Origin of the sequence: Paracoccus sp. J56 (genome assembly GCF_019633685.1) — a bacterium.
In the GTDB taxonomy this organism is placed as follows: domain Bacteria; phylum Pseudomonadota; class Alphaproteobacteria; order Rhodobacterales; family Rhodobacteraceae; genus Paracoccus; species Paracoccus kondratievae.
The window spans coordinates 92,374-116,159 of the sequence record NZ_JAFL01000004.1 but is presented as its reverse complement, the minus strand read 5'-3'; the positions used below and the strand labels follow the sequence as shown (position 1 = coordinate 116,159).

The following is a 23,786-nucleotide window of genomic DNA, read 5'->3' as shown; positions in this document are numbered from 1 at the left end:
CATAAGAAAACGTCACAAAGCCAAGCCGTCCACGCGCGAAAACCGGGGTGATTCGCCCCCGACGAATGAGGTGCCTGCGATGATCCTGCATGCGTCCTGCATCGCCCATTCCGGCAGGGGGCTGCTGATCCTTGGCCCCTCGGGGTCTGGAAAATCGACGCTCGCGCTTGAGTTGATGGCATTTGGCGCGGCGCTGGTTGCCGATGACCGCACCATTCTGAACGTCCGGCAGGGCCGGATCATCGCCGATGCCCCCGATTCGATTCGTGGCCGGATCGAGGCGCGCGGGGTCGGTATCCTGAATGCGCAGGCCCATGGCCCGGTCGAACTGGCACTGGCGGTGGATCTTGAGCGGCCCGAGCCCGACCGCCTGCCGCCCGATCGCCACATTGAGCTGATGGATTGCCGCTTGCCTCTTGTCCTTGGCGCGGGGCAGGTCCATCTTGCGCCGATGCTGCTGCAATATCTTATCGCCGGCAGGGCCGATACGGATATGCACGGGAGGTAAGAGCCAAGCGATGCCGGAGGCCAACAGCCCCACCGAGACCCATGAAGAAGAAGCGCAGCGGCTGGTACTGATCACCGGCCCGTCGGGTGCCGGGCGCTCGACCGCGATCAACGTGCTTGAGGATCTGGGCTACGAGGCCATCGACAACCTGCCGCTGTCGCTGGTGCCCCGGCTGCTGGATGGCCCGGCGCGGCCTGTGCCCCTGGCGCTGGGGCTGGATGTGCGCAACCGCGATTTTTCGGTCTCAAACCTTATCGAGTTGATCGACCGGCTGACCCGGCTGCCCGAATATGCGCCCGAAGTACTGTTTCTGGACTGTTCGACCGAACAGCTTCTGCGCCGCTTTAATGAGACCCGCCGCCGCCATCCGCTGCGGCTTGAGGGCTCGCCGCTGGAAGCGATTGTGGCTGAACGTGACATGCTTGCCCCGATCCGGGCGCGCGCCGATGTGCTGGTCGATACATCAGAGCTGTCGCCGCATGATCTCAAGGCCGAGCTGTCGCGCTGGTTCGAGACCGAGCCGGGACGCAGGCTGACCGTCTCGGTCCAGTCATTTTCTTACAAGCGGGGCGTGCCGCGCGGCGTCGACATGATGTTTGACTGTCGCTTTCTGTCGAACCCGCATTGGAAGCCGGAATTGCGACCTCTGGACGGGCGTGATGCGCCTGTTCAGGACTATGTGATGGCCGATCCGCGATTCGACGAATTCTTCCGTCGCGTCCGTGATCTTGCACTTTTTACCCTGCCTGCCCATCTTGAGGAAGGTAAAGCCCATCTGGCAATCGGCTTTGGTTGCACAGGGGGGCGACACCGTTCTGTCACAATGGCGGAAAAAATGGCAGATGCGCTTGCGAAAGCAGGCTGGCAGGTGTCAATTAGACATCGGGAACTTGAACGCCGTGAAAAGGCGCCGGCACCTTGGGATGATGGCCAGGTTTTGGCCTCTCGCACGGCCCGGGCGCAGGGTTGACGGCTGTGCGTGGTGAGGCGAATTGATAGGGATTGTCATCGTGGCGCATGGGGGCCTGGCCCGGGAATATCTCTCGGCGGTCGAACATGTTGTGGGGCCCCAGACCGGAATCAGGGCCGTGGCGATCGAGGAAAACCATGACCGTGGCGAAAAGCAGGCCGAAATATGTGCCGCTGCCGACGCGGTGGATGCGGGCGACGGCGTGGTCGTGGTGACGGACCTGTTCGGCGGCTCGCCTTCGAACCTGTCGCTGATGGCTTGTGCGGCGCGCAACCGGGCCATTCTTTATGGGGCCAATCTGCCCATGCTGGTCAAGCTGGCCAAGTCGCGCAAGTTGCCGGTCGCCGATGCGGTGTCGCTGGCCAAGGATGCGGGCCGCAAGTATATCAACAGCTATGACGTCGTGCCCGCCGATGTGCTGCCCATCCCGAAACGTGCCTTTTCATGAATGATATGACCAACGGGGCGATTACCCGCGAACTGGCGATCATCAACGAAAAGGGCCTTCACGCCAGGGCCAGCGCAAAATTCGTCGAGACGGTTGAGCGTTTTGATGCACGGGCGACCGTCGAAAAAGACGGGATGTCGGTTGCAGGCGATTCGATCATGGGCCTTTTGATGCTGGCCGCTCCGCGCGGCAGTGCCATTCGCGTCACGACAACCGGCGCACAGGCGAAAGAGCTTGCCGATGCGCTGACCGCCCTTGTCGAGGATTACTTCGGCGAAGGCATGTAAGGGCCGGACATGGCCCGCGCGTCCTACCATCACGGCAATCTGCGTCAGGCCCTTGTCGAGGCCACGGTACAGCTGATCGAAGAGAAGGGCCCGCAGGCCTTTACTCTGGCCGAAGCTGCGCGTCTGGCCGGTGTCAGTGCCGCCGCGCCCTATCGCCATTTCTCTGGCCGTGACGAATTGCTGGAAGAGGTTGCGCGGCAAGGGTTCGATGAGTTCTCGGAACGTCTGGACGATGCTTTCGATAATGGCAGGCCGACTCCGCTGACCGCCTTTCTGCGCATGGGGCAGGCCTATCTGAGCTTTGCCGCTGAAAGGCGCGGCTTTTACATCGCCATGTTCGAATCCGGTATCTCGATTGCGGGTAATGCCGGACTGGCGCAGGCGTCCGAGCGTGCGCGTGGGATGCTGGTGCGTGGTGCCGAGGTTTTGTTTCGTCAGCTGCCCGAGGGTCGCCGCCCACCGCCCGGCATGGTCGCCGATCATATCTGGGCGCTGAGCCACGGCGTGGTCGAGCTGTTTGGCCGGGGCAAGCCCGGCTCACGTTCGCCCGTTGCGCCTGCGGATATGCTGGAAAGCGGGGCGCTGATCTATCTGCGCGGTCTGGGCGTCATCCCTGAGTGAAAAAAATTAGCCGAAAGTCTTGACCGGGGCTCGTTGCGCGCCATCTATGTAAATGTAATTAACATTTACATTGGAAAGGGACCGCAATGAACACCTACATAGCCCCGCGCCCTTCTGTCTTCGACCGGATAGGGGCAGTGCTCGCCGGCGTCCGGGACTGGCTGGACGAGCGCGGAAAGGGCGCCTGGATCGCTGCAATGATCCTGGCCTTTGTCGCCTGCTGGCCCCTGGGCCTGGCTATCCTGGGTTACATGATCTGGAGCAAACGGATGTTTTCCTGCCGCCATCGCCACCACTCTGCCCGCAGCTATCGTCACGGTTTCTCTGCGCCGACCGGCAATAGCGCCTTTGACGCCTATCGCGAGGAAACGCTGAAGCGGCTTGAGGACGAACACCGCGAGTTTCTGGACTTTCTGCAGAAGCTGCGCGAGGCCAAGGACAAGGCCGAGTTCGACCAGTTCATGCAAAACCGCAACGAGCCGCGTGAGCCGCAGGCCTGAGGCGACGGTCAAGCAATGCAAAAGGGCCGGGAAAACCCCGGCCCCTTCTTTTTTACGAAGATCGGCTCAGTAGGAATATTCGGCGTAGATGCGGTTCAGATCGCCCGCCCATTCGCCGTGATATTTCTCAAGCAGCTCATCGGCCTGGACCTTGCCGTTCTCGACGCTTTCCTTGAGCGTGTTAAGGAAATGCGTCTCATCCGGCACCAGCCCGCCCGAACCGGCCCGTGCCCGCGCCTTAAGCCCTGCTTCGGCGATGTTCAGCACCTCGCGGGCAAGATCGCGCATCCGGGTGCCGTTCACCTCGGCATCAAGCGCGTGAACGCCCGCGCCGCGCCGCCATGCCTCGCGCGTTTCATGATCCCAGCCCTTGACCAGATCCCAGGCCGCGTCCAGTGCCGTCTGGTCATAGATCAGCCCAACCCATAGTGCGGGCAGGGCGCAAAGCCGCCGCCACGGACCGCCATCGGCGCCGCGCATCTCGATGAACTTCTTGACCCGGGCTTCGGGAAAGACGGTGGTCAGGTGGTCGGCCCAATCCGACAGCGTCGGGATCTCGCCCGGCAGTGCTGGCAGACGGCCTTGCAAAAAGTCGCGGAAGCTCTGCCCCAGCGCGTCGATATACTTGCCGTCGCGATAGACGAAATACATCGGCACATCCAGAACGTAATCGACCCAGCGTTCATAGCCGAACCCGTCCTCAAAAACGAAGGGCAAAAGCCCGGTGCGGGCATCATCCAGGTTTTGCCAGATATGCGCACGCCAGCTTTTCCAGCCGTTCGGCTTGCCGTCGAGGAAAGGCGAATTGGCGAAAAGCGCATTGGCGACGGGTTGCAGCGCCAGCGCCACACGCAGTTTCTGCACCATATCGGCCTCGGACGCGAAGTCGAGGTTCACCTGCACGGTGCAGGTGCGATACATCATCTGCGTACCAAGCGTCCCGACCCGTCCCATATAGTCGGTCATCAGCCGGTAGCGGCCCTTGGGCATCATCGGCATCTGTTCCTGGGACCAGATCGGGGCTGTGCCCAGACCAATAAAGCCCGCGCCCAGATCGTCGGCGACGCTTTTGACCTCGGCCAGGTGCTGGTTCACCTCGTCACAGGTCTGGTGAATGGTTTCCAGGGGCGCGCCCGACAGCTCAAGCTGCCCGCCCGGTTCCAGGCTGATATTGGCGCCGTTACGCTCCAGCCCGATGATGTTGTCCGCCTCAAGTACCGGGGTCCAGCCAAAGCGCGCCTGCAACCCCTCCAGCATGGCTTTGACAGAGGGTTGTCCTGCCGGGGCCTCATAGGGCAGGGGCATATGGTCGGAATGGCGGTAGCCGAATTTTTCATGCTCGGTGCCGATGCGCCATTTCTCGCGCGGCTTTTCACCCGAGGCGATATATTCGGCCAATTGTGCGGTGTGTTCGATCGGGCCGCCGCCCTGTTGGGGAATGGACATCGGTGGCCTCTCGTTTGCCTTTGCGTGTCACAGGTGGCAAGTGCCGCGTCTCAAGTCAAGCGGGTGCGAGCCGGCCTCGTCCAAACGGTCTGGATTGTTGGACTTTCCGGCCCGAGCGCGGCAGCAAGCCGGCCCATCTCGATCCCCGGCAGGGTCGAGAAGGCACCGGCCAGATCTTCGGCCCCGGCTGCATCGACCGGGATCAGCAGCGCCTGCCCATCCGCGCTTTTCAGCCGCCAGTGCAGGCGGCTGCTCAGACGGGTCAGCCGGATCTCGTTCAGTTCGCGCAGTGCTATTTCGCCACCGAGCAGCGGGTTGGGGGACATGTAACGGATCGCGCCTTCGTCAAGCTCGACCACGCCGGGTCCCAGCGTGGCATGACGAAAACGCATTCGGCGCCGCGCATCGAGCGCCCAAAGAGCTGAAGCCCCCGCCAATCCCGCGCCCAAGGGCCAAAAGAGCCACCCGCCCAACGAAAAGACCCAGAGACCAAAGGCGGTGGCAAGCAGGGCAGCGCCGGTTTCGGCCCAGGGGCGCAGTTTTTCGGCTAGTTCGGGCCGGATCATTCCAGATCCAGGACCATGTCCCGATGGGGAATGCCGGCGTCATCATATTCCGGCCCATAGGCGACAAAGCCCAGCTTTTCGTAAAAGCCGATGGCATGGGTCTGGGCGCCCAGCTTGGCGCGAGTAATGCCGGGCAGTGTGCGCAATTCCTCAAGCGCCGCGCGGATCAGTGCCGCGCCTATCCCTGTGCCGCGGGCAGATTTCCGCACCGCGACGCGGCCGATCTTGCCGGTCTTTCCCTCGATCAGGATGCGGGCGGTGCCAATTGCGCGGTTCTGTGCATCGCGGGCAAGCAGGTGTAGCGCCTCGTCGTCGCGCCCGTCCCACTCTTCATCTTCGGACACGTTCTGTTCGAGGATAAAGACTTCGCGGCGGATGTCGCGACAGGTGTCAAGATCGGTGGTCTTTTCGATCATGAGAAATAGCTCTCCAGAACACGGCGATAGATACGGGCAAGCTGGCGTACCTGATCGGCGGGGACACGTTCATCAACCTGATGCATGAAATGTCCGACCAGTCCGAATTCAAGGACCGGACAGTGATCTTTTATGAACCGCGCATCCGAGGTGCCGCCCGAGGTGGACAGCACCGGATCAATCCCGGTTTCCTCGCGCACGACACCCGTGACCAGATCGACAAAGGGGCCGGGCCGGGTCAGGAAGCTTTCGCCCGACACCTCGGCCGAGATGGCAAAGCTGATGCCGGTCTCGGCCGAAATCGCCTCGGCCCGCGCGCGGATCATCCTGTCAAGGCTGCCCGAGTCATGGGCGTCGTTGAAGCGGATGTTGATCGTCGCCTGCGCCCGTTCGGGGATCACGTTCGAGGCCGGGTTGCCGCAATCGACCGTCGTAACCTGAAGGCCCGAAGGATCGAAATGCTCGGTCCCGTGATCAAGCGGTGTCGAAGTCAGCCCATGCAGCAGCCGCACCAGCGCGTGGATCGGGTTGCGGGCGCGATGGGGATAGGCGGCGTGGCCCTGAACGCCTTGCGCCTCGATCCGCAGGGTCATCGAGCCTCGTCTGCCGATTTTGATCATCTCGCCCATACGGTCGGGGTTCGAGGGTTCGCCGACGATGCAGACGTCCATGCGTTCATCATTGGCCTGCATCCAGTCGAGCAGCGCACGGGTGCCGTGCCTGCCCGGTCCTTCTTCATCGCCGGTGATCGTCAGGATAATCGACCCGTCCTTAGGCGGGGTTTGGGTCACAAAGGCGATGGCGGCGGCGGCAAAGGCCGCAACGCCCGATTTCATGTCGGTGGCGCCCCGCCCCCAGATCCAGCCATCCTCTTCGTGTCCGGAAAACGGCGGGTGGGTCCAGCTGGCCAGATCGCCCGGAGGCACCACATCAGTGTGACCGTTAAAGCCAAAGCTGCGCGCCGCGCCCTTTTTTCCCCAGCGGGCAAAAAGGTTTGGCACCCCCTCACGATCCACCCGCTGGCAGGTGAAACCTGCCTTGCTCAACACCCCGGCCAAAAGGGTCAGCGCGCCGCCCTCATCAGGCGTGACCGAGGGACAGCGGATCAGGTCGGCGGTCAAACGGGCGGGGTCGGGGATCGTCGTCATGGCGGGGCCTTTCGCTTTTGGACTGTGGTTACATCGCCGGGCCTGCAAGCTCCAGCGCGCGCCGCAGCAGGTTTGCCCCGGTCAGCACCAGAAGGATCAGCGTCCAGCGGCGGAACTGATTCACGTCCAGCCGATCATGTGCCAGATAGCCCAGCCACATGCCAATCAGCGCCGGGATGACCAGAATGGCGGAAAAGGGCAGGGTCTGCGCATTCAAAAGCCCAGATTGCAGGTGCGCGCCCGTCAATGCGATCGCACCGATAAAGAACACCACCCCCTGCGCGCGCATCTGTTCGTCCTTGGGGACATGCAGCGACAAAAGCAGGACCAGCAAAGGCGGTCCCCAGATGCCCGAAATCCCGCCGATAAGGCCGCCGATTGCGCCGGTCACGATCTCCATCACGCGGCGATGATGCACCGGCAGGGCAAGGCTGCGGCCCATGATCTGCCACAGGGCAAAGGCGGTGATCGGCAGACCGATAAGCGCATACATCAGCCATTGCGGGATGCGGGTGGCGAAAAACGCACTGATGGGAATGAACAGCACCACCATGCCGACATGCCAGCGCCAGGCCACAGTCGTCTGCCATGCCGGTCCCCAGCCCTGGCGCAGCGCCTGGCGTATATTGGTGATCAGCACCGGCAGGATCACCGCCGCCACCGCCTGCTGGGCCGGTAAAAATGAGCCGAGCGCCGCCAGCATGATCATCGGCATGGCAAAGCCGATCGCCCCTTTGACAAAGCCGGAAAACAGCGTGATCGCCACAGCGATCCAGAAATGAAAGGCGTCAAGCCCGAACATCGCATCCGCCATGTCAGGATGCACCCGGCAGGCCCGGGCGGGACAAGAAAGCGGGCGGGGAAAGCAAAGGTTCGTGCATCGCCCGATCCATATCCCGCGCTGAAATCCGCTGCAAACGGTAAAGGCAGCTGACATGGGCGCCGGTCGGCAGGGACAAGCCGCATTGCGCCTGCGCCGTTTCCCGGCTTCTATGGCGCCAATGGCAGACAGCGGGGAAACATGCGGCAGGACGGGGCGGCCGAACGGCGGCTGATTGACAATATTCTTGAGGGGATGGCCCTGCGCTCGGCGGGGTTCATCGTCACCGTCTATGGCGATGTGGTGGTGCCGCGCGGTGGTGTGCTGTGGACCGGCACGCTGATCGAGGTTTGCGACCGGGTCGGCATCAGCGAATCATTGGTGCGCACCGCTGTTTCACGTCTGGTCGCCGCCCATCGGTTGCGAGGCGAGCGGATGGGACGGCGCAGCTATTACCGGCTGGATGCCTCGGCACAGCGCGAATTCGATCAGGCTGCCGGGCTGCTTTATCGGCCCGAGGTGCCGCCGCAGGGCTGGCAGATCCTCTATGCCCCCGATCTGGGCGAGGATGAGGCCCGCCGTCAGCGCATGGGTCATATGGGCGGGGCGGTGTTCATCCGTCCCGACCGCGGCCAGCCGGTGCCCGAGGGTGCGCTGCTGTTTCGCGCCGCCGATCCGTCAGAGCTTGAGGGGCTGGGCCGCTTTTGGGACCTCTCGTCGCTGCATCAGCGTTATCGGGACCTGCTTGCCCGTTTCGCGCCCTTGGCCAAGGCTGCCGCAACGCTTTCGGATGAGATGGCCCTGATCGCGCGACTGCTGTTGGTCCATGACTATCGCGGCGTGTTGTTGCGCGATCCGCGCTTACCGCAAGCCGCCTTGCCGCCCGACTGGAAGGGACAAGAGGCGCGGGCGCTGTTTCGCAGCCTTTATCGTCAACTTACCCCGGCAGCCGAGCGCTGGATCGGCACTCATTTTGAGGGCAGCGAGGGCTTTCTGTCCGCTCAGACCACTGAAACCGAGGCGCGTCTTAACGACCTGTCAGGTGTAAGTGCATGATCCGGAATAATATTTTTCCCGCCCAGAAACATTACACGATTCTCCAATAAACCTCTTTCTTTGTGATGTTTTGGGGTGTATAAACTGACCAATCGGTCGGCGAATTGGAGAATCGCCGGTCTTTCGTGAAAATGGGAGAGAGCATGCAGGACGCCTTCATCTGTGATGCGGTGCGCACGCCGATTGGCCGCTATGGCGGGGCGCTGGCCTCGGTTCGGGCTGATGATCTGGCCGCGCTGCCGCTGAAAGCGCTGATGGAGCGCAATCCGGGCGTGGACTGGTCGGCGGTTGATGACCTGATCTTTGGCTGTGCCAACCAGGCGGGTGAAGATAACCGCAACGTCGCGCGTATGGCGGTCCTGCTGTCGGGGATGCCCGTCGGCGTACCGGCGACCACGGTGAACCGGCTTTGCGGCTCGGGGATGGATGCGGTCGGTATGGCCGCGCGGGCGATCAAGGCGGGCGATTGCGATTTCGTCATTGCTGGCGGCGTCGAAAGCATGACCCGCGCCCCCTTTGTGATGCCCAAGGCGGAAACCGCTTTTTCGCGCAGCAATGCGGTCTATGACACGACCATCGGTTGGCGCTTTGTGAACCCCAGGATGAAGGCGCAGTTTGGCACCGACTCGATGCCGCAGACTGCCGATAATGTCGCGGCCGATTTCGGCATCAGCCGCGAGGATCAGGACGCCTTTGCCGCGCGCAGCCAGGCCCGTTGGGAGGCCGCGCAAAAGGCAGGCGCCTTCCGCGATGAGATTATTCCCGTCACTATCCCGCAGAAAAAGGGTGAGCCGGTCGTCTTTGACACTGACGAACATCCGCGCCCCGGCACCACGGCCGAGACGTTGGCCAGGCTTAAAGGCGTCAACGGACCTGATCTGACAGTGACGGCCGGCAATGCCTCGGGCGTGAATGACGGCGCTGCGGCGCTGGCGATCCTGTCGGGTGCTGCGGCAGAGCGGCATGGGCTGACGCCCAGGGCGCGCATCGTCGCCATGGCGGCTGCAGGTGTTGAGCCGCGCATCATGGGTATCGGACCAGCTCCGGCAGCGAAAAAGGTGCTGGCGCGCGCGGGACTGACCATTGACCAGATGGATGTGATAGAATTGAACGAGGCCTTCGCCAGTCAGGCGCTGGCAACGCTGCGGGATCTTGGTCTGCCCGATGACGCTGCCCATGTGAACCCGAACGGCGGTGCCATCGCGATAGGCCATCCGCTTGGCATGTCGGGGGCCCGGCTTGTGACGACGGCGATGTATCATCTGCATCGCACGGGCGGGCGCTATGCGCTTTGCACCATGTGCATTGGTGTCGGACAGGGCATCGCCGTCATTATCGAACGCGTGTGACCAAGGGGGAGAAACCAGCATGTATGCCCAGCTTGTCAAATCCGAAGGGATGAAAGCCCGCGAGGAGATGTCCCCCGAGGAGATCGCCTTTCAGGAACGCATTGACCGCGGCGAAAAGATCGAGCCCAAGGAGTGGATGCCCGAGGGGTATCGCAAGACCCTGATCCGCCAGATCGGCCAGCACGCGCATAGTGAGATCGTCGGCCAGCTGCCCGAAGGGAACTGGATCACCCGCGCGCCCACGCTGGAACGCAAGGCGATCCTGCTGGCCAAGGTGCAGGACGAGGCCGGGCACGGGCTTTATCTTTATTCGGCGGCCGAGACGCTGGGCGTGTCGCGTGACGAGCTGATGGAGCTTTTGCACGCCGGTAAGATGAAATACTCCTCGATCTTTAACTATCCGACCCTGACCTGGGCCGATATTGGCGCGGTGGGCTGGCTGGTTGATGGCGCGGCGATCATGAACCAGGTGCCGCTGCAACGCACCTCTTTTGGTCCTTATTCCCGTGCGATGATCCGTATCTGCAAAGAGGAATCCTTTCACCAGCGTCAGGGCTACGCCATCATGATGAAGATGGCGCAGGGTACGCCCGAACAAAAGCGGATGGCGCAGGATGCGCTGAACCGCTTCTGGTATCCGGCGCTGATGATGTTTGGTCCCTCGGACAAGGACTCGGTGCATTCGGCCCAGTCCATGGCGTGGAAGATCAAGATCAACACCAATGACGAACTGCGGCAGAAATTCGTCGATCAGACCGTGCCGCAGGCGGAATATCTGGGCCTGACCGTCCCCGACCCCGATCTGAAGTGGAACGAGGACAAGGGCGGCTATGACTTCAGCGAGCCGGACTGGTCCGAGTTTTTTGAGGTCATCGCCGGCAACGGCCCCTGCAACAAGGACCGGCTGGGCGCCCGGGTCAGGGCCTGGGAGGATGGCGCATGGTTCCGCGAGGGGCTGATGGCCCATGCCGAGAAACAGGCCGCGCGCCGCGCGCCCGTCGCCGCCGAGTAACCGGCCCTTTGGCCAGCAATGCGCGCAAGCCAGATTTAGGGAGAGAACAATGTCCAAGGAATGGCCGCTCTGGGAGGTTTTCATCCGGGGCCAGCACGGGCTGAACCACCGCCACGTCGGCAGTCTGCATGCGCCTGACGCCGAAATGGCGATCATGAACGCCCGCGACGTCTATACCCGCCGCAACGAGGGGGTTTCGATCTGGGTGGTGCGTTCGTCCGAGATCACCGCCTCCAGCCCCTCGGACAAGGGGCCGCTGTTCGAGCCCTCGAACAGCAAGGTCTATCGCCACCCGACCTTTTTCGACATCCCCGAAGAAGTGGGGCATATGTGATGCCGTCGCTGCCCGATATGACCACGCCCAATGTGGCTGATCTGGCGCGAGAGGCGGCGCAGACTGCCTCGGCCCATCCTGCGGTACCCCAGCCCGACGCCGGGCAGGAGGCCTTTTCCGAGATGCTGCTACGCCTTGGCGACAGCACGCTGATCCTTGGCCACCGCATCTCGGAATGGTGCGGCCACTCTCCGGCGCTGGAAGAGGATATCGCGCTGGCGAACGTGGCGCTGGACCTGATCGGCCAGACCCAGCTGTGGCTGAGCCTTGCCGGCGAGGTCGAGGGCAAGGGCCGCTCGGCTGACGATCTGGCCTATCTGCGGGACGCCTGGGATTTTCGTAACCTGCTGATCTGCGAGCGTCCGAACGGCGATTTCGGCCATACGCTGATGCGTCAGTTCCTGTTCGACGCCTGGCATCATGAACTGCTCAAGGCACTTGCGGCATCGTCCGATCCGCGTGTCGCCGAAATCGCGGCCAAGGCGGGCAAGGAGGTGGCCTATCACCTCGAACGCTCTTCCGATCTGGTCGTGCGGCTTGGCGATGGGACCGAGGAAAGCCACCGCCGCATGCAAGAGGCGCTTGATGATCTGTGGTCTTATGCGGGCGAGATGTTCATCGGTGATGCCAAGGATGCCGAAGTGGCGGCGCGTGGCATTGCGCCCGATCCCTCCAGCCTGCGTGCGGCATGGGATCAGACGCTACAGCACGTGCTGACCGAGGCGACCTTGCAGATCCCCGAAGGCAGTTTCGCGCATAAAGGTGGCAAACAGGGCATCCACACCGAGCATCTGGGCTATATCCTGTCCGAGATGCAGTTCCTGCAGCGCGCCTATCCCGGTGCAAGCTGGTAAGCCCATGGCCGCGCAGACCCAACCCGGCGTCGAAGAGGTCTGGGGCTGGCTCTCGGAGGTGCCCGACCCGGAAATCCCGGTGATCAGCCTGACTGATCTGGGCATTATCCGCGGCGTGGAATGGCAGGGCGATACGCTGGTCGTCCGGGTCACGCCGACCTATTCCGGCTGCCCCGCGACCAGTGTCATCAACCTGGATATCGAAACCGCGCTGCGCCGCCACGGCATCGAAAAGCTGCGGCTGGAACGCCAGCTTACCCCGCCCTGGACCACCGACTGGATCAGCCCCGAGGGCCGGGAAAAGCTGCGCGCCTATGGCATTGCACCGCCCGTGGACGGGACGGCGGCGGATGGGGTACTGGCCGGGCGCATCGCCCGGATGACCGGCACGAACCTCAAGATCGCCTGCCCGCGCTGCGGCTCGACCCATACTGAAAGGATCAGCCAGTTCGGCTCGACCCCCTGCAAGGCGAGCTATCGCTGCAAGGACTGTCTGGAACCCTTTGACTATTTCAAATGCATCTGAGAATGCGCCCCGCTTCAGGAAGGATACCCCCATGGCACGCTTCCATCCGCTGAAGGTCACCGACGTGCGCCGCGAAACGCGCGACGCGGTGGTCGTCACCCTGGCGCCACGTGATGAGGATCGTGCGCTGTTCGGTTTTGTTCAGGGCCAATACCTGACCTTTCGCCGCGATTTTGATGGCGAAGAGCTGCGCCGCAGTTATTCGATCTGTGCCGGCGTTGACGACGGCTGCCTGAAGGTCGGGATCAAGCGCGTCGAAGGCGGCGCCTTCAGCACCTGGGCGAATGAGAACCTGGTCCCCGGCGTCGAAATCGAGGCGATGCCGCCGATGGGCAAGTTCAATACCGAACTGAACCCCGTGGCCGAGCGCAGCTACCTCGCCGTCGCTGCGGGTTCGGGCATCACGCCGATCCTGTCGATCATCAAGACGGTGCTGGCGCGCGAACCGAAATCGCAGTTCACGCTGATCTATGCCAACCGTCAGGCCAGCTCGATCATGTTCCGCGAGGAGCTGGAGGATCTCAAGAACCTCTATCTGGGCCGGTTGTCGGTGCTGCATGTGCTTAAGGCCGAATCGCAAGAGATCGAGCTGTTCTCGGGTCGTATTGATGCCGAAAAGATGGCGGCGCTGTTCAGGCACTGGATCGACCCCAAGGCGCTGGACACCGCGTTCATCTGCGGGCCAGAGGGGATGATGCTGACCGTTGCCGCCTCGCTGCGCGACCATGGTCTGCGGGACGATCAGATCAGGTTCGAGCTTTTTGCCAGCAGCCAGCCGGGCCGGGCCAAGGCGCGGGTGGTGTCGCGCGGGGCCTCGGGTGCCGATGGCAACGGTGTCGCGGGGACGGTGACGCTCGACGGGGTGACGCGCAGTTTCCAGATCGCGCGCGAGGGCGAGACGATCCTGGACGCCGCGCTCGCCAATGACATGGACGCGCCCTATTCCTGCAAGGCCGGCGTCTGTTCGACCTGCCGCTGCAAAGTGCTTGAGGGCGAGGTCGAGATGATGGTGAACCACGCGCTTGAGGATTACGAGGTCCGCGCCGGCTATGTCCTTAGCTGTCAGGCCCACCCGATCAGCGACCGCGTCGTCGTCAGCTACGACGAATGATCCGCAGGGCAGGGAGGAAACAATGTCCGACACCATGAATATCGAGGACTACCTTGCCCAGGGCGGCATCATGACCGCACCGGGCAACGTCCCGCCCCGTTATCGCGGCGAGCTTTTGCGGCTGATGTCGTCTTTTGTGGACAGCGAACTGGCTGCCTCTGCCGGGTTTGCGAATGCGATCAACTTTGCCCCCGGCATCAAAGAGCGCATCGCTGCCAGCCGCATCACCCTTGAAAAAGCCGATCATGCCGAACGGGTTCTGCGGGTGATGGGCGATTTTGGCACCGATATGGCGCGCTATCAGGCCAGCCATGACTGGTCCGCCCGGGTCCCGCGCGAGGCCGATCTGGGCGCGGCCCGCCGCCCGGGCGATATGCGGCTGTCAGTCTTTCACTATCCGATCACTGGCTGGACCGATGCGGTGGTGATGAATGTGCTGCAGGGTCTGGCGACCGGCGTGCAGATGACCGAACTGACCCGGGTCTCATATGGTCCGCTGGCCGAGGTCTTTCGCGAAATCGCCCCGCGTGAGGCGCGTCATGCCGAACTGGGGCTGGAGGGTCTGGCCCAGATTGCCGCGACCGAAGAGGGGCGCGCCGAAGCGCGTGCCGCCGTCGCCTATTGGCGGCCCCGGGTGGCTGCAGGATTCGGCCTGACGCAATCGGACCGCTATGACACTTTGGCGCGCTTTGGCCTGCGCCACAGTCCCAACGCGGCGCTGCTGCCGCGGTGGGAGGCGCTGGCCTCTGAACATCTGGCCGCTTTCGGCCTGTAACCGGCCTGGGCCGCCTGTCCGCCACAAGGTGACTGCGCGGCCCTGGCCCTTTGACGAATGACTTAAGGAAACGCCATGACCAACCCGCGCCGTCTTGAAAGCTATGTCTGCGGACGCTGGACCCCGGGCAGCGGCCAGGGCCAGACCCTGCGCGATGCCGCAACCGGCGAGCCCGTTGCCGTGATCGACTCTGCCGGCCTGGATTTCGCCGCCGTACTTGCCCATGGGCGCGAGGCGGCGGGGCCAAAGCTGCGCGCCATGACCTTTCATGAGCGCGCCTCCATGCTCAAGGCGCTTGGTCTGGCGCTGATGGCGCAGAAAGAGGAATTCTACGCCGAAAGCCTGCACACCGGCGCGACCCGAGCCGATGGTTGGGTCGATATCGAGGGCGGGATCGGCACCATGCTGACCTATGCCTCGAAAGGGCGGCGGGAATTGCCGAACGCCCGGGTTCTGACTGATGGCGAGGTCGAGCCGCTGTCGCGCGACACAAGCTTCAGCGCCCAGCATATCCTGACGCCTCTGCAGGGGGTGGCGGTTCATATCAACGCCTTCAACTTTCCGATCTGGGGGATGCTGGAAAAGATTGCGCCGACGCTGCTGGCGGGGATGCCCTGCGTGGTCAAACCTGCCTCGCAGACCGCCTATCTGACCGAGTTGATGGTGCGCCGCATTGTCGGGACCGGCATCCTGCCCGAAGGGGCGCTGCAACTTATCTGCGGCTCGGTCGGGGATCTTTTGGATCATGTCACCGAACAGGATGCGGTGACCTTTACCGGCTCGGCGGCGACGGGGCGCAAGCTCAGGACCCATCCGGCGGTCATCGCCAACTCTGTCCGCTTTACCATGGAGGCGGACAGTCTGAACGCCGCGATCCTTGGCCCTGATGCAGTGGCTGGTACGCCCGAGTTCGATCTGTTCGTGCGCGAGGTTGCGCGTGAGATGACGGTGAAGGCCGGGCAGAAATGCACCGCCATCCGCCGGGTCATCGTGCCGCGCGGCCAGATCGACGCGCTCGTCGCCGCCCTGGGCGAGCGGCTGGCGGGTACCGCCGTCGGCCTGCCGGGCGATGAGGGTACGCGTATGGGGGCGCTTGCAAGCCTTGATCAGCGCGACGAGGTCCGCGCCCGCATCCGCGACCTGCAAGCGGCGGCCGAGATCGTCGCGGGCGATCCTGACGATGTACGCCTGACCTCGGGGGACGCGGGGCAGGGGGCCTTTATGAACCCGGTTCTGCTTCATGCCGCGAAACCCTTTGAGGCCGCAGCGGTGCATGAGGTCGAGGCTTTCGGCCCGGTTTCGACCGTCATGCCCTATGATGATCTGGACGAGGCGGTGGTGCTGGCACAGATGGGCCGCGGCTCGCTGGTGTCCTCGGTCTTTACCGATGATCCGAAAGTCGCCGAAGAGGTCGTTCTGGGCGTCGCTCCCTTCCATGGCCGGGTGCTGATCGGCAACCGCGCTTCGGCCAAAAGCTCGACCGGGCATGGCTCTCCGCTGGCGCCGCTGGTGCATGGCGGTCCGGGCCGCGCTGGCGGCGGTGAAGAGATGGGCGGCATCCGCGGCGTCAAGCATTACATGCAGCGCACCGCCGTTCAGGGCACGCCACGGCTTTTGTCCGCAGTGACCGGGCGCTGGATCGAAGGGGCCGAGGCGCAACAGGGCGTCCATCCTTTCCGCAAATCGCTGGCCGAGCTGCAAATCGGTGACCAGCTGGTCACGGCGACCCGCACCATCACCCGCGAGGATGTCGAGCACTTCGCCCATTTCACCGGCGACACGTTCTATGCCCATATGGACGAGGCCTCGGCCAAGGCGAACCCGTTCTTTGACGACCGGGTGGCGCATGGCTATCTGATCGCCAGCTTTGCCGCCGGTCTTTTTGTTGAGCCGAACCCCGGCCCGGTGCTGGCCAATTACGGCGTCGACAACCTGCGCTTTCTGACCCCGGTTTACTTTGGCGACACGTTGCAGGTGCGGTTGACCTGCAAAGAGATCAATCCGCGCGAAAACGCCGGTCATGGCGAGGTGCGTTGGGATTGCCGCGTGACCAATCAAAAGGACGAGGTCGTGGCGCAATATGACGTGCTGACCATGGTGGCCAAGGAATGGCCGCTGCCAGAAGCCGCGGAATAACAGAACTGAGCCGGGCGATGCTTTGGGGTCGCCCGGCACTTACCGATATCAGAGCTTCAGCGCCCAGAATTCGCGTGTGAATGTCTGACCACAGGCTATCACGCCGGGGGTGGCTTCGGTCAGTTCGAACCCCAGCCGCGCATAGAGGCGCCGCGCCTCTTGCAGGCAGTCATAGGTTTCCAGCCGCACTTCGGTCATGTCGTGATTTCGCGCATGGGTAAGGGCGGTTGCGACCATCCTGCGGGCAAGGCCATGGCCGCGGAATGCGGGCAGAACCAGCACGAAGTTGAGGAAGGCAGAGCGTTCGGGGCGTTCGGAAATCGCAATCGAGGCAGCATGTTGCCCGTCTGTCCCGGCAATCCAGATGCGGCTGAAATCGGTGCTGTTTTTGATAAAAGCTGCGACTTTTTCCGCGATGCTGTCGCGAAAGCTGGGGCCAAAGCCGAATTCCTTGGCATAGATCGTCTCGTGCTGCCTGATCAGCCAGTCCAGATCGCTGTTGTCGGCAAGGCTGATAGAGGCGGTCGATGCAGGCATGGCCTGGGCTTGGGGACGGCGGGAAGACCTGGCGACCCTAGCGCCAATCCGGTCAAATGGATACCCGATCCGTTGTCACTTCACCGCCTTGATGCCTTCAAGGATCAGGGTGGTGGCGACGTCGGCATAATCCTCGCGCGTGATGCGGCCACCGTCGCGGAACCACATATAGACCCAGTTCATCATGCCAAACAGCGACATGGTCACCGGGGTCAGCAACGGGCGCTCGGGGTTGTCGAGGCTGGGGTTGATTTCGCGCAGGACCATGGCAAAGCGGCGCACGATACGGCGTTCAACCGCGAGGATTTCGGCCTTTTGCTCATCCGGCAGGGCTGAGGTCGCGTTCAGCTGGACCTTGTGCTGGTTATCCGCGCCGCGATAGCGGTCAAGGACAGTGCCGACCAGCTGGCGCAGACGCTGCCGCGGCGGCAGATCGGCGTCGTCGGCGTCCTCGATGGCGGCATCCAGCTCTTCGAGGTGGGTGATGATGATGGCGAAGATCAGCGCGTCCTTGCTGGGGTAGTAATGGTAAAGCAGGGCCTTGGAGACCTGGCTATGCGCCGCGATCTGCGCCATCGACGCTTTTTCCATTCCCAGATCGGCAAAGACCTCGGCGGCCTTGTCCAAAAGAACGCGCTGCTTTTCCTCGAAATCGGCTGCCCGTGTCCGCGCCATGCCATCCTCTTGTCATTCATCCGCCCGCTTTCTGGGGCGGGAAAACCGGGGAGCCTTAGCCCCCCGACGCCTTAGCGCCTTTGTTACCGCATGTCATGTCGATGACGCGGTGCGGCATCATGTCCTGGGGCGGTTGTCAACCACCCGCTTGGCCTTGCCTTCCGAACGGGCAACGCTGCCCGGATCGCAAACCTCGATCCTGGTCGAGACGCCGACCACGCTTTTGATGTGGTGGGCAAGCTCTTTGGCCGACTGGGTACGGGCCGCATCGTCGGTGCGGCCGGGGGCGCATTCAACATGGACGATCATGCTGTCCATCCGGCCCGAACGGCTGAGCTCGATCTGGAAATGCGGGGCAAGGCCGGTGCATTTCAGGATCTGTTCCTCGATCTGGGTCGGAAAAACGTTAACGCCGCGCAGGATGATCATGTCGTCACTGCGCCCTGTGATCTTTTCGATCCGGCGCATACTGCGCGCCGTGCCGGGCAGCAGGCGGGTCAGGTCGCGGGTGCGATAGCGCACCATCGGCAAACCTTCCTTGGTCAGCGTGGTGATGACCAGTTCACCCATCTCACCATCGGGCAGGACCTCGCCGGTCGTGGGGTCGATGATCTCGGGGTAGAAATGGTCTTCCCAGAAATGCAGCCCGTCCTTGGTCTCGACGCACTCCATGGCGACGCCCGGGCCCATGACTTCGGAAAGGCCGTAGATATCGACGGCATGCATGTCGAAGGCTTCTTCGATCTCTTGCCGCATGGAGTTGGTCCAGGGTTCGGCGCCGAAGATCCCGATCTCAAGCGAGGATTCGCGCGGATCAAGGCCCTGCCGGCGGAATTCATCAAGGATCGACAGCATGTAGCTGGGGGTCACCATGATGATGCGCGGACGGAAGTCGTTGATCAGCGTCACCTGCCGCTCGGTCATGCCGCCCGAGATCGGGACGACGGTGCAGCCCAGCCGCTCGGCTCCGTAATGCGCACCAAGGCCACCGGTGAACAGCCCGTAGCCATAGGCGTTGTGCAGGATATCGCCCCGCCGCCCGCCAGCTGCGCGGATCGAGCGCGCGATCAGATTCGCCCAATGGTCGATATCGGCCTGGGTATAGCCCACCACGGTCGGCTTGCCCGTAGTCCCGGACGAGCCGTGGATACGCACCAGCCTGGACTGCGGAACCGCGAACATTCCAAAGGGATAGGTGTCACGCAGGTCCTGTTTGGTGGTAAAGGGGAACCTGGCGATATCCGCGAGCGATTTCAGATCCTCGGGATGCGCGTCATGTTCGATGAACCGCTTGCGATAGAAAGGCGAGTTTTCGAAAGCGTGTTTCAATGACCGCTTCATGCGGTGGAACTGCAGGGCTTCGATCTCATCGCGCGAGGCGGTTTCGATCGGGTCCAGTTCCTTTTTTTCTGGCGCCAGTGGTTGCATTGTTCCTCCCCTCGGGAATTAGGTTGCGGTCAGGGCTCGACCGGCAGGTGGGTGCCCTTGACGGTGCGGGAATGGCCGCGGAACTCGGCCACATGCACACCGTCCTGATTGGTGATGCGGATATCGTAGATGCCTGAGCGGCCGCGGCGTGAAACCTCGCGCGCCACCGCAGTCAGCCGGTCGCCGATGCGTCCCGGTTCGAGATAGGTGATCGAACAGTGCTGGGCGACGACAAGCTGGTTGTAGCTGTTGCAGGCAAAGGCAAAGGCGCTGTCGGCCAGCGTGAACATATAGCCGCCGTGGCAATTGCCGTGGCCGTTCGACATGGCTTCGGTGATGGTCATCGAAAGCGTCGCTTCGCCCGGCGCGATATGGTCAAGGCTCATACCCAGCCGCTGGCTGGCAGAATCGTCATTCCACATCGCACGGGCCGAGGCCTCGGCGATTTCTTGCGGGGTCATCTGCGAGACGGGTTTGGCGGCGTCGGTCATTGGCCCCTGAACTCCGGTTTGCGCTTTTCAAGAAAGGCGGTGACGCCTTCGGCATAGTCAGTGCTGCGGCCGGCCTCTCGCTGGCAGTCGCGCTCTTGATCAAGCTGCTGATCGAGGCTGTTTACTGCCGCCGCCTGAATCAGCCGTTTGGTCAGGCCCAACCCCAGCGTCGGCCCGGCAGCCAGCGATCTGGCCAGCGCCAGCGCTTCGTCCATCAGCGCCTCATCCTCGACCGCTTTCCAGATCAGCCCCCATTCGGCAGCCTTTTCGGCACCCAGAGGTTCGGCCGTCAGGGCCAGCGCCTTGGCGCGCGGTTCACCCAGGATACGGGCCAGCGACCATGAGCCGCCTGCATCCGGCACCAGACCGATCCTGGCAAAAGCCTGGATAAAGCGGGCCGATTTCCCCGCCAGAACGATGTCACAGGCGATGGCGATATTCGCCCCGGCCCCCGCGGCAACGCCGTTTACCGCGCAGACTACCGGCTTTTCCAGGGACCGGATCAGCCGCAGCGTCGGGTTGTAAAAGGTTTCAAGCGTGTGGCCCAGATCGGGGGCGGGGCCGCCTTTGCGCGGGTCGCGGTCGCCAAGATCCTGCCCGGCGCAAAAGCCACGCCCCGCACCCGTCAACAGGACGGCGCGGACACCCGCGTCATCATGGGCTCGCTGGAACCCGGCACGCAGGGCCAGGTGCATTTCTTCGTTAAAGGCATTCAGCTTGTCGGGACGATTGAGTGTCAGCGTCAGCACGCCGTCGGCCAAGGCCGCCAGGACGGTTTCCGTCATGTGATAAACTCCCTTGCCCCGGTCCCGGGGTTCCCTGAAAATTTTTGTTGCATAAACCGACCGGCCGGTCAATGATAATCTCACCAGGTGAGGGGGAACCACCGTGACAGAGCTTTTCGACCGTCATCGGCCGCTGTTGGATGCTGCGTTGCAGGCGCTGCGTGATCGCGGATTCTGGAGCCCGTTTCCCGAAATTCCAAGCGGCAAGTTCTATGGCGAAACCGCCCGGCAAGAGGGCGAGGCCGCCTTTCAGGCCCTGCGCGGGCAAGCCTTTGATCTGCCGGGTCATCCGAATCAGGCGCTGCGCGGAGCAGAGATATCGCCCCATGGTGGTGCGCTGGGGATTCGTTATCCCTCGGCTGATGCAGCAGAGTTGATTGCCGCCGCCGGGCGCGCGCAAGGGGCGCTTGCCGAGGCTGGACCCGAAGCCCGGGTCGGTGTTTGCCTTGAGGCGCTGGTGCGGCTTAACCGCATGAGCTTTCTCATGGGCCATGCGACCATGCACACCACGGGACAGGCATTCGCCATGGCCTTTCAGGCGGGCGGACCGCACGCGCAGGACCGCGGGCTTGAGGCTGTCGCCATGGCCTGGGATGAGATGACCCGTTTCGTCCCACAGGCACGTTGGGAAAAGCCGCAGGGCAAAGCCGCACCGATCGTGCTGGAAAAATACTGGTCGATCGTGCCGGCGGGGTTGTCTTTGGCGATCGGTTGCAACACCTTCCCGACTTGGAACAGCTATGCTGGCATCTTTGCCAGCCTTGCGACCGGCAACCCGGTCATCGTCAAGCCGCATCCGGGGGCGATCCTGCCCCTTGCTCTGACAGTGCGCGTTCTGCGTGACGTTCTGGCCGAGGCCGGACTGCCCGCTGATTCGGTCCTGCTGGCCGTGGATGAGGCAGGGGCCGAGATCACGCGTGATCTTGCCATGAATCCGGCGGTGCGGCTGATCGACTATACCGGCTCGAACGCTTTCGGGGGGTGGTTGCGCGCCCATGCGACGCAAGCCCGGATCTTTACCGAAGAGGCAGGGGTCAACACCGTTACCATTGCCGGAACCGATGATTTTGCCGGGCTTTGCGCCAATCTGGCTTTCTCGCTGGCGCTTTATTCGGGGCAGATGTGCACCGCGCCGCAAAACATCTATGTGCCCGAAGGGGGCATAGACACCGATCAGGGTCACAAGAGCTTTGATGAGGTCGGCCGGGCACTGGCTGCGGCAATCGACGACCTGCTGTCCGATCCTGCCCGAGGAGCCGGGATCTGCGGCGCCATTGCCAACCCTGCGACGCTGGAGCGGGTCGAGCAGGTGCGGGGGCTGGGCCGGGTGCTGCGTGCCTCGGCTCCGCTGGGGCAGGGGCGGACTGCGACCCCGCTGCTATTGGCGCTGCGTGACGGTGATCCGATTTGCGAACAGGAATGCTTTGGCCCCATCGCCTTTGTCATCGCGGTCAGGGATGCCGATACGGCGCTGGAGCGGGCGACCGATCTGGCGCGGTGCAAAGGCGCGATCACCGCGGCGCTATATGATCGGGACGAGGCGCGCATCGAACGTGCCGCCAGGGCCTTTGCTGCGGCGGGTGTCAATCTGTCGGTTAACCTGACCGGCAATATCTACGTCAATCAATCGGCCGCCTTCAGTGATTTCCACGTCACCGGGGCCAACCCGGCGGGGAACGCCAGCCTGACTGACACTGCCTTTGTCGCCAGCCGGTTCCGTCGCGCCATGTGGCGGCGGCCCGTGGCGGCCTGAACTGCTGACAAGCTGAACCACCAACAGGTTTCTGGGAGGAGACATCATATGAAAAAGACCCTGACGACGACCGTTCCGGCCGCGCTGATCGCGCTTGGCCTCGCCTCGGTGGCCAGTGCCGAAATCAAGATCGGCGCTTCGGTCTCGGCGACCGGTCCCGCCGCGTTCCTTGGTGACCCCGAGGCCAAGACCCTGCAAATGCTGGTCGAAGAGCTGAATGCCAAAGGCGGCATCAACGGTGAAGAGATCGAGCTGGTGCTTTATGATGACGGCGGCGATGCCAACAAGGCGCGCACCTTTGCGACCCGGCTGATCGAGGATGACGAGGTGCAGGCCATCATCGGCGGCACAACGACCGGCACTTCCATGTCGATCCTGTCGGTGGCGGAGGATGCCGAGATTCCCTTTATCTCGCTGGCCGGGGCTATCGACATCATCCAGCCGGTCAAGCCCTGGACCTTCAAGACCCCGCATACCGACCGCATGGCCTGTCAGAAGATTTTTGAGGACATGCAGAAAAACGGCTTCAGCAAGATCGGCATGATCTCGGGAACTGACGGGTTCGGAGCCTCGATGCAGGCGCAATGCAAGGACGTGGCAGGCGAATTTGGCATCGAAATCACCGCGGACGAAACCTACGATCCCAAGGATGCCGATATGACGGCGCAGCTGACCAAGATCCGCAACACCGAAGGCGTGCAGGCGGTGCTGAACCCGGGCTTTGGTCAGGGTCCCTCGATTGTGACGCGCAACTATCGCCAGCTTGGTATTGAGCTGCCGCTTTACCAGTCGCACGGTGTTGCCTCGGACGGGTTCATCGAACTGGCCGGCAAGGAGGCCGCCGAGGGTGTGCGCCTGCCCGGTACGGCGCTGCTGGTCGCCGGCCTGTTGGCCGATGACGATCCGCAAAAACCGGCCGTGACTGCTTACAAGGCGGCCTATGAAGGCAAGTTCAAAGAGCCGGTCGGCACTTTCGGCGGCTATGCCCATGACGGGTTTGCACTGCTTGTTGATGCGGTGACGCGCGCTGGTTCGTCCGAGCCTGCGGCGATCCGTGACGCGCTTGAGGCGACCCAGGGTCTGGCCGGAACCACGGGCATCTATACCATGTCGGCCGAAGATCACCTTGGCCTCGACCTGTCGGCCTTCCGTATGCTTGAGGTCAAGGACGGCAGCTGGTCCATGGTCGAATGATCCCGCGCGGTCCCTGCCTATGCGGGGACCGTTTCCGCCC

The 23,786-nt window shown here is 63.1% G+C and carries 27 protein-coding genes; 17 read left to right on the top strand and 10 right to left on the bottom strand.

Annotation, left to right across the window (positions count from 1 at the left end; all coding sequences use genetic code 11):
- The first annotated feature begins 79 nt into the window (after window positions 1-79).
- From M511_RS04440 to M511_RS04415, 6 genes are all read left to right on the top strand, one after another.
- Window positions 80-508 (top strand): HPr kinase/phosphorylase, encoded by a 429-nt coding sequence (locus M511_RS04440; RefSeq protein WP_085501464.1) that lies wholly within the window; start codon window positions 80-82, stop codon window positions 506-508.
- 10 nt (window positions 509-518) lie between these two features.
- A complete protein-coding gene (gene rapZ, locus M511_RS04435; protein WP_085501463.1) occupies window positions 519-1,478 on the top strand; it encodes an RNase adapter RapZ in 960 nt (319 codons plus the stop codon).
- 22 nt (window positions 1,479-1,500) lie between these two features.
- Complete coding sequence (locus M511_RS04430) at window positions 1,501-1,926, top strand: PTS sugar transporter subunit IIA (protein ID WP_029371582.1); 426 nt, start codon at window positions 1,501-1,503, stop codon at window positions 1,924-1,926.
- Window positions 1,923-2,213 carry an HPr family phosphocarrier protein gene (locus M511_RS04425; RefSeq protein ID WP_010394018.1) on the top strand — a complete coding sequence of 97 codons (291 nt, stop codon included), beginning with the start codon at window positions 1,923-1,925 and terminating at the stop codon, window positions 2,211-2,213. The genes M511_RS04430 and M511_RS04425 overlap by 4 nt, the downstream gene beginning before the upstream one ends.
- Before the next feature lie 9 nt (window positions 2,214-2,222).
- Window positions 2,223-2,834: a TetR/AcrR family transcriptional regulator gene (locus M511_RS04420; protein ID WP_010394016.1), complete on the top strand. Its 612-nt coding sequence runs from the start codon at window positions 2,223-2,225 to the stop codon at window positions 2,832-2,834.
- 86 nt (window positions 2,835-2,920) lie between these two features.
- Window positions 2,921-3,334, top strand: a complete 414-nt coding sequence (locus tag M511_RS04415) for a DUF2852 domain-containing protein (RefSeq protein ID WP_010394014.1) — start codon at window positions 2,921-2,923, stop codon at window positions 3,332-3,334.
- Window positions 3,335-3,400: 66 nt separating this feature from the next.
- On the opposite strand, the gene M511_RS04410 is transcribed toward M511_RS04415, so the two are convergent.
- Genes M511_RS04410 through M511_RS04390 form a run of 5 tightly spaced genes read right to left on the bottom strand, consistent with a single transcriptional unit; the run spans window position 3,401 to window position 7,712 of the window.
- Window positions 3,401-4,780 (bottom strand): glutamate--cysteine ligase, encoded by a 1,380-nt coding sequence (locus M511_RS04410; RefSeq protein ID WP_010394011.1) that lies wholly within the window; start codon window positions 4,778-4,780, stop codon window positions 3,401-3,403.
- A gap of 50 nt (window positions 4,781-4,830) precedes the next feature.
- A complete protein-coding gene (locus tag M511_RS04405; RefSeq protein WP_085501462.1) occupies window positions 4,831-5,346 on the bottom strand; it encodes a hypothetical protein in 516 nt (171 codons plus the stop codon).
- Complete coding sequence (locus M511_RS04400) at window positions 5,343-5,762, bottom strand: GNAT family N-acetyltransferase (protein WP_085501461.1); 420 nt, start codon at window positions 5,760-5,762, stop codon at window positions 5,343-5,345. The genes M511_RS04405 and M511_RS04400 overlap by 4 nt, the downstream gene beginning before the upstream one ends.
- Entirely contained in the window at window positions 5,759-6,910 is a 1,152-nt protein-coding gene (dapE, locus tag M511_RS04395) for a succinyl-diaminopimelate desuccinylase (RefSeq protein WP_010394005.1), read from the bottom strand. The genes M511_RS04400 and dapE overlap by 4 nt, the downstream gene beginning before the upstream one ends.
- 28 nt (window positions 6,911-6,938) lie before the next feature.
- Complete coding sequence (locus tag M511_RS04390) at window positions 6,939-7,712, bottom strand: sulfite exporter TauE/SafE family protein (RefSeq protein WP_085501507.1); 774 nt, start codon at window positions 7,710-7,712, stop codon at window positions 6,939-6,941.
- A 219-nt stretch (window positions 7,713-7,931) separates the two neighbouring features.
- On the opposite strand from M511_RS04390, the gene M511_RS04385 reads away from it, so the two are divergent.
- From M511_RS04385 to paaZ, 9 genes are all read left to right on the top strand, one after another.
- Window positions 7,932-8,786 carry a PaaX family transcriptional regulator C-terminal domain-containing protein gene (locus M511_RS04385; RefSeq protein ID WP_085501460.1) on the top strand — a complete coding sequence of 285 codons (855 nt, stop codon included), beginning with the start codon at window positions 7,932-7,934 and terminating at the stop codon, window positions 8,784-8,786.
- Window positions 8,787-8,929: 143 nt separating this feature from the next.
- On the top strand, window positions 8,930-10,135 hold the full coding sequence (pcaF, locus tag M511_RS04380; RefSeq protein ID WP_010393998.1) for a 3-oxoadipyl-CoA thiolase: 1,206 nt from the start codon (window positions 8,930-8,932) through the stop codon (window positions 10,133-10,135).
- A 19-nt stretch (window positions 10,136-10,154) separates the two neighbouring features.
- Window positions 10,155-11,147 (top strand): 1,2-phenylacetyl-CoA epoxidase subunit PaaA, encoded by a 993-nt coding sequence (gene paaA, locus M511_RS04375; protein WP_085501459.1) that lies wholly within the window; start codon window positions 10,155-10,157, stop codon window positions 11,145-11,147.
- Window positions 11,148-11,196: 49 nt separating this feature from the next.
- Window positions 11,197-11,481, top strand: coding sequence for a 1,2-phenylacetyl-CoA epoxidase subunit PaaB (gene paaB / locus M511_RS04370; RefSeq protein WP_010393994.1), 285 nt, complete (start codon window positions 11,197-11,199; stop codon window positions 11,479-11,481).
- Complete coding sequence (gene paaC / locus M511_RS04365) at window positions 11,481-12,335, top strand: 1,2-phenylacetyl-CoA epoxidase subunit PaaC (RefSeq protein WP_010393992.1); 855 nt, start codon at window positions 11,481-11,483, stop codon at window positions 12,333-12,335. The genes paaB and paaC overlap by 1 nt, the downstream gene beginning before the upstream one ends.
- Window positions 12,336-12,339: 4 nt before the next feature.
- A complete protein-coding gene (gene paaD / locus M511_RS04360) occupies window positions 12,340-12,861 on the top strand; it encodes a 1,2-phenylacetyl-CoA epoxidase subunit PaaD (RefSeq protein ID WP_085501458.1) in 522 nt (173 codons plus the stop codon).
- 31 nt (window positions 12,862-12,892) lie between these two features.
- Window positions 12,893-13,972: a 1,2-phenylacetyl-CoA epoxidase subunit PaaE gene (gene paaE / locus M511_RS04355; RefSeq protein ID WP_010393985.1), complete on the top strand. Its 1,080-nt coding sequence runs from the start codon at window positions 12,893-12,895 to the stop codon at window positions 13,970-13,972.
- Between the two features lie 22 nt (window positions 13,973-13,994).
- On the top strand, window positions 13,995-14,747 hold the full coding sequence (locus tag M511_RS04350; protein ID WP_085501457.1) for a Phenylacetic acid catabolic protein: 753 nt from the start codon (window positions 13,995-13,997) through the stop codon (window positions 14,745-14,747).
- Between the two features lie 75 nt (window positions 14,748-14,822).
- Complete coding sequence (paaZ, locus tag M511_RS04345; RefSeq protein ID WP_085501456.1) at window positions 14,823-16,883, top strand: phenylacetic acid degradation bifunctional protein PaaZ; 2,061 nt, start codon at window positions 14,823-14,825, stop codon at window positions 16,881-16,883.
- Between the two features lie 48 nt (window positions 16,884-16,931).
- Here the strand turns inward: paaZ and M511_RS04340 are convergent, their stop codons facing one another.
- From M511_RS04340 to paaG, 5 genes are all read right to left on the bottom strand, one after another.
- Window positions 16,932-17,420, bottom strand: coding sequence for a GNAT family N-acetyltransferase (locus tag M511_RS04340; protein ID WP_085501455.1), 489 nt, complete (start codon window positions 17,418-17,420; stop codon window positions 16,932-16,934).
- 75 nt (window positions 17,421-17,495) lie between these two features.
- The gene (locus M511_RS04335; RefSeq protein WP_010393975.1) at window positions 17,496-18,095 is read right to left on the bottom strand and encodes a TetR/AcrR family transcriptional regulator; all 600 of its coding nucleotides are present in this window, start codon (window positions 18,093-18,095) and stop codon (window positions 17,496-17,498) included.
- Window positions 18,096-18,212: 117 nt separating this feature from the next.
- Window positions 18,213-19,523 carry a phenylacetate--CoA ligase PaaK gene (paaK, locus tag M511_RS04330; RefSeq protein WP_010393972.1) on the bottom strand — a complete coding sequence of 437 codons (1,311 nt, stop codon included), beginning with the start codon at window positions 19,521-19,523 and terminating at the stop codon, window positions 18,213-18,215.
- Window positions 19,524-19,552: 29 nt separating this feature from the next.
- Window positions 19,553-20,014: a hydroxyphenylacetyl-CoA thioesterase PaaI gene (gene paaI / locus M511_RS04325; RefSeq protein ID WP_085501454.1), complete on the bottom strand. Its 462-nt coding sequence runs from the start codon at window positions 20,012-20,014 to the stop codon at window positions 19,553-19,555.
- Window positions 20,011-20,799, bottom strand: coding sequence for a 2-(1,2-epoxy-1,2-dihydrophenyl)acetyl-CoA isomerase PaaG (gene paaG, locus M511_RS04320; protein WP_085501453.1), 789 nt, complete (start codon window positions 20,797-20,799; stop codon window positions 20,011-20,013). Before paaG ends, paaI begins: the two co-directional genes overlap by 4 nt.
- A 103-nt stretch (window positions 20,800-20,902) precedes the next feature.
- Here paaG and paaN point away from each other — a divergent pair, with 103 nt between their 5' ends.
- Both paaN and M511_RS04310 read left to right on the top strand, forming a co-directional pair.
- A complete protein-coding gene (gene paaN, locus M511_RS04315) occupies window positions 20,903-22,552 on the top strand; it encodes a phenylacetic acid degradation protein PaaN (RefSeq protein WP_085501452.1) in 1,650 nt (549 codons plus the stop codon).
- Between the two features lie 48 nt (window positions 22,553-22,600).
- Window positions 22,601-23,746 (top strand): ABC transporter substrate-binding protein, encoded by a 1,146-nt coding sequence (locus tag M511_RS04310; protein ID WP_085501451.1) that lies wholly within the window; start codon window positions 22,601-22,603, stop codon window positions 23,744-23,746.
- Window positions 23,747-23,786: the final 40 nt, after the last annotated feature.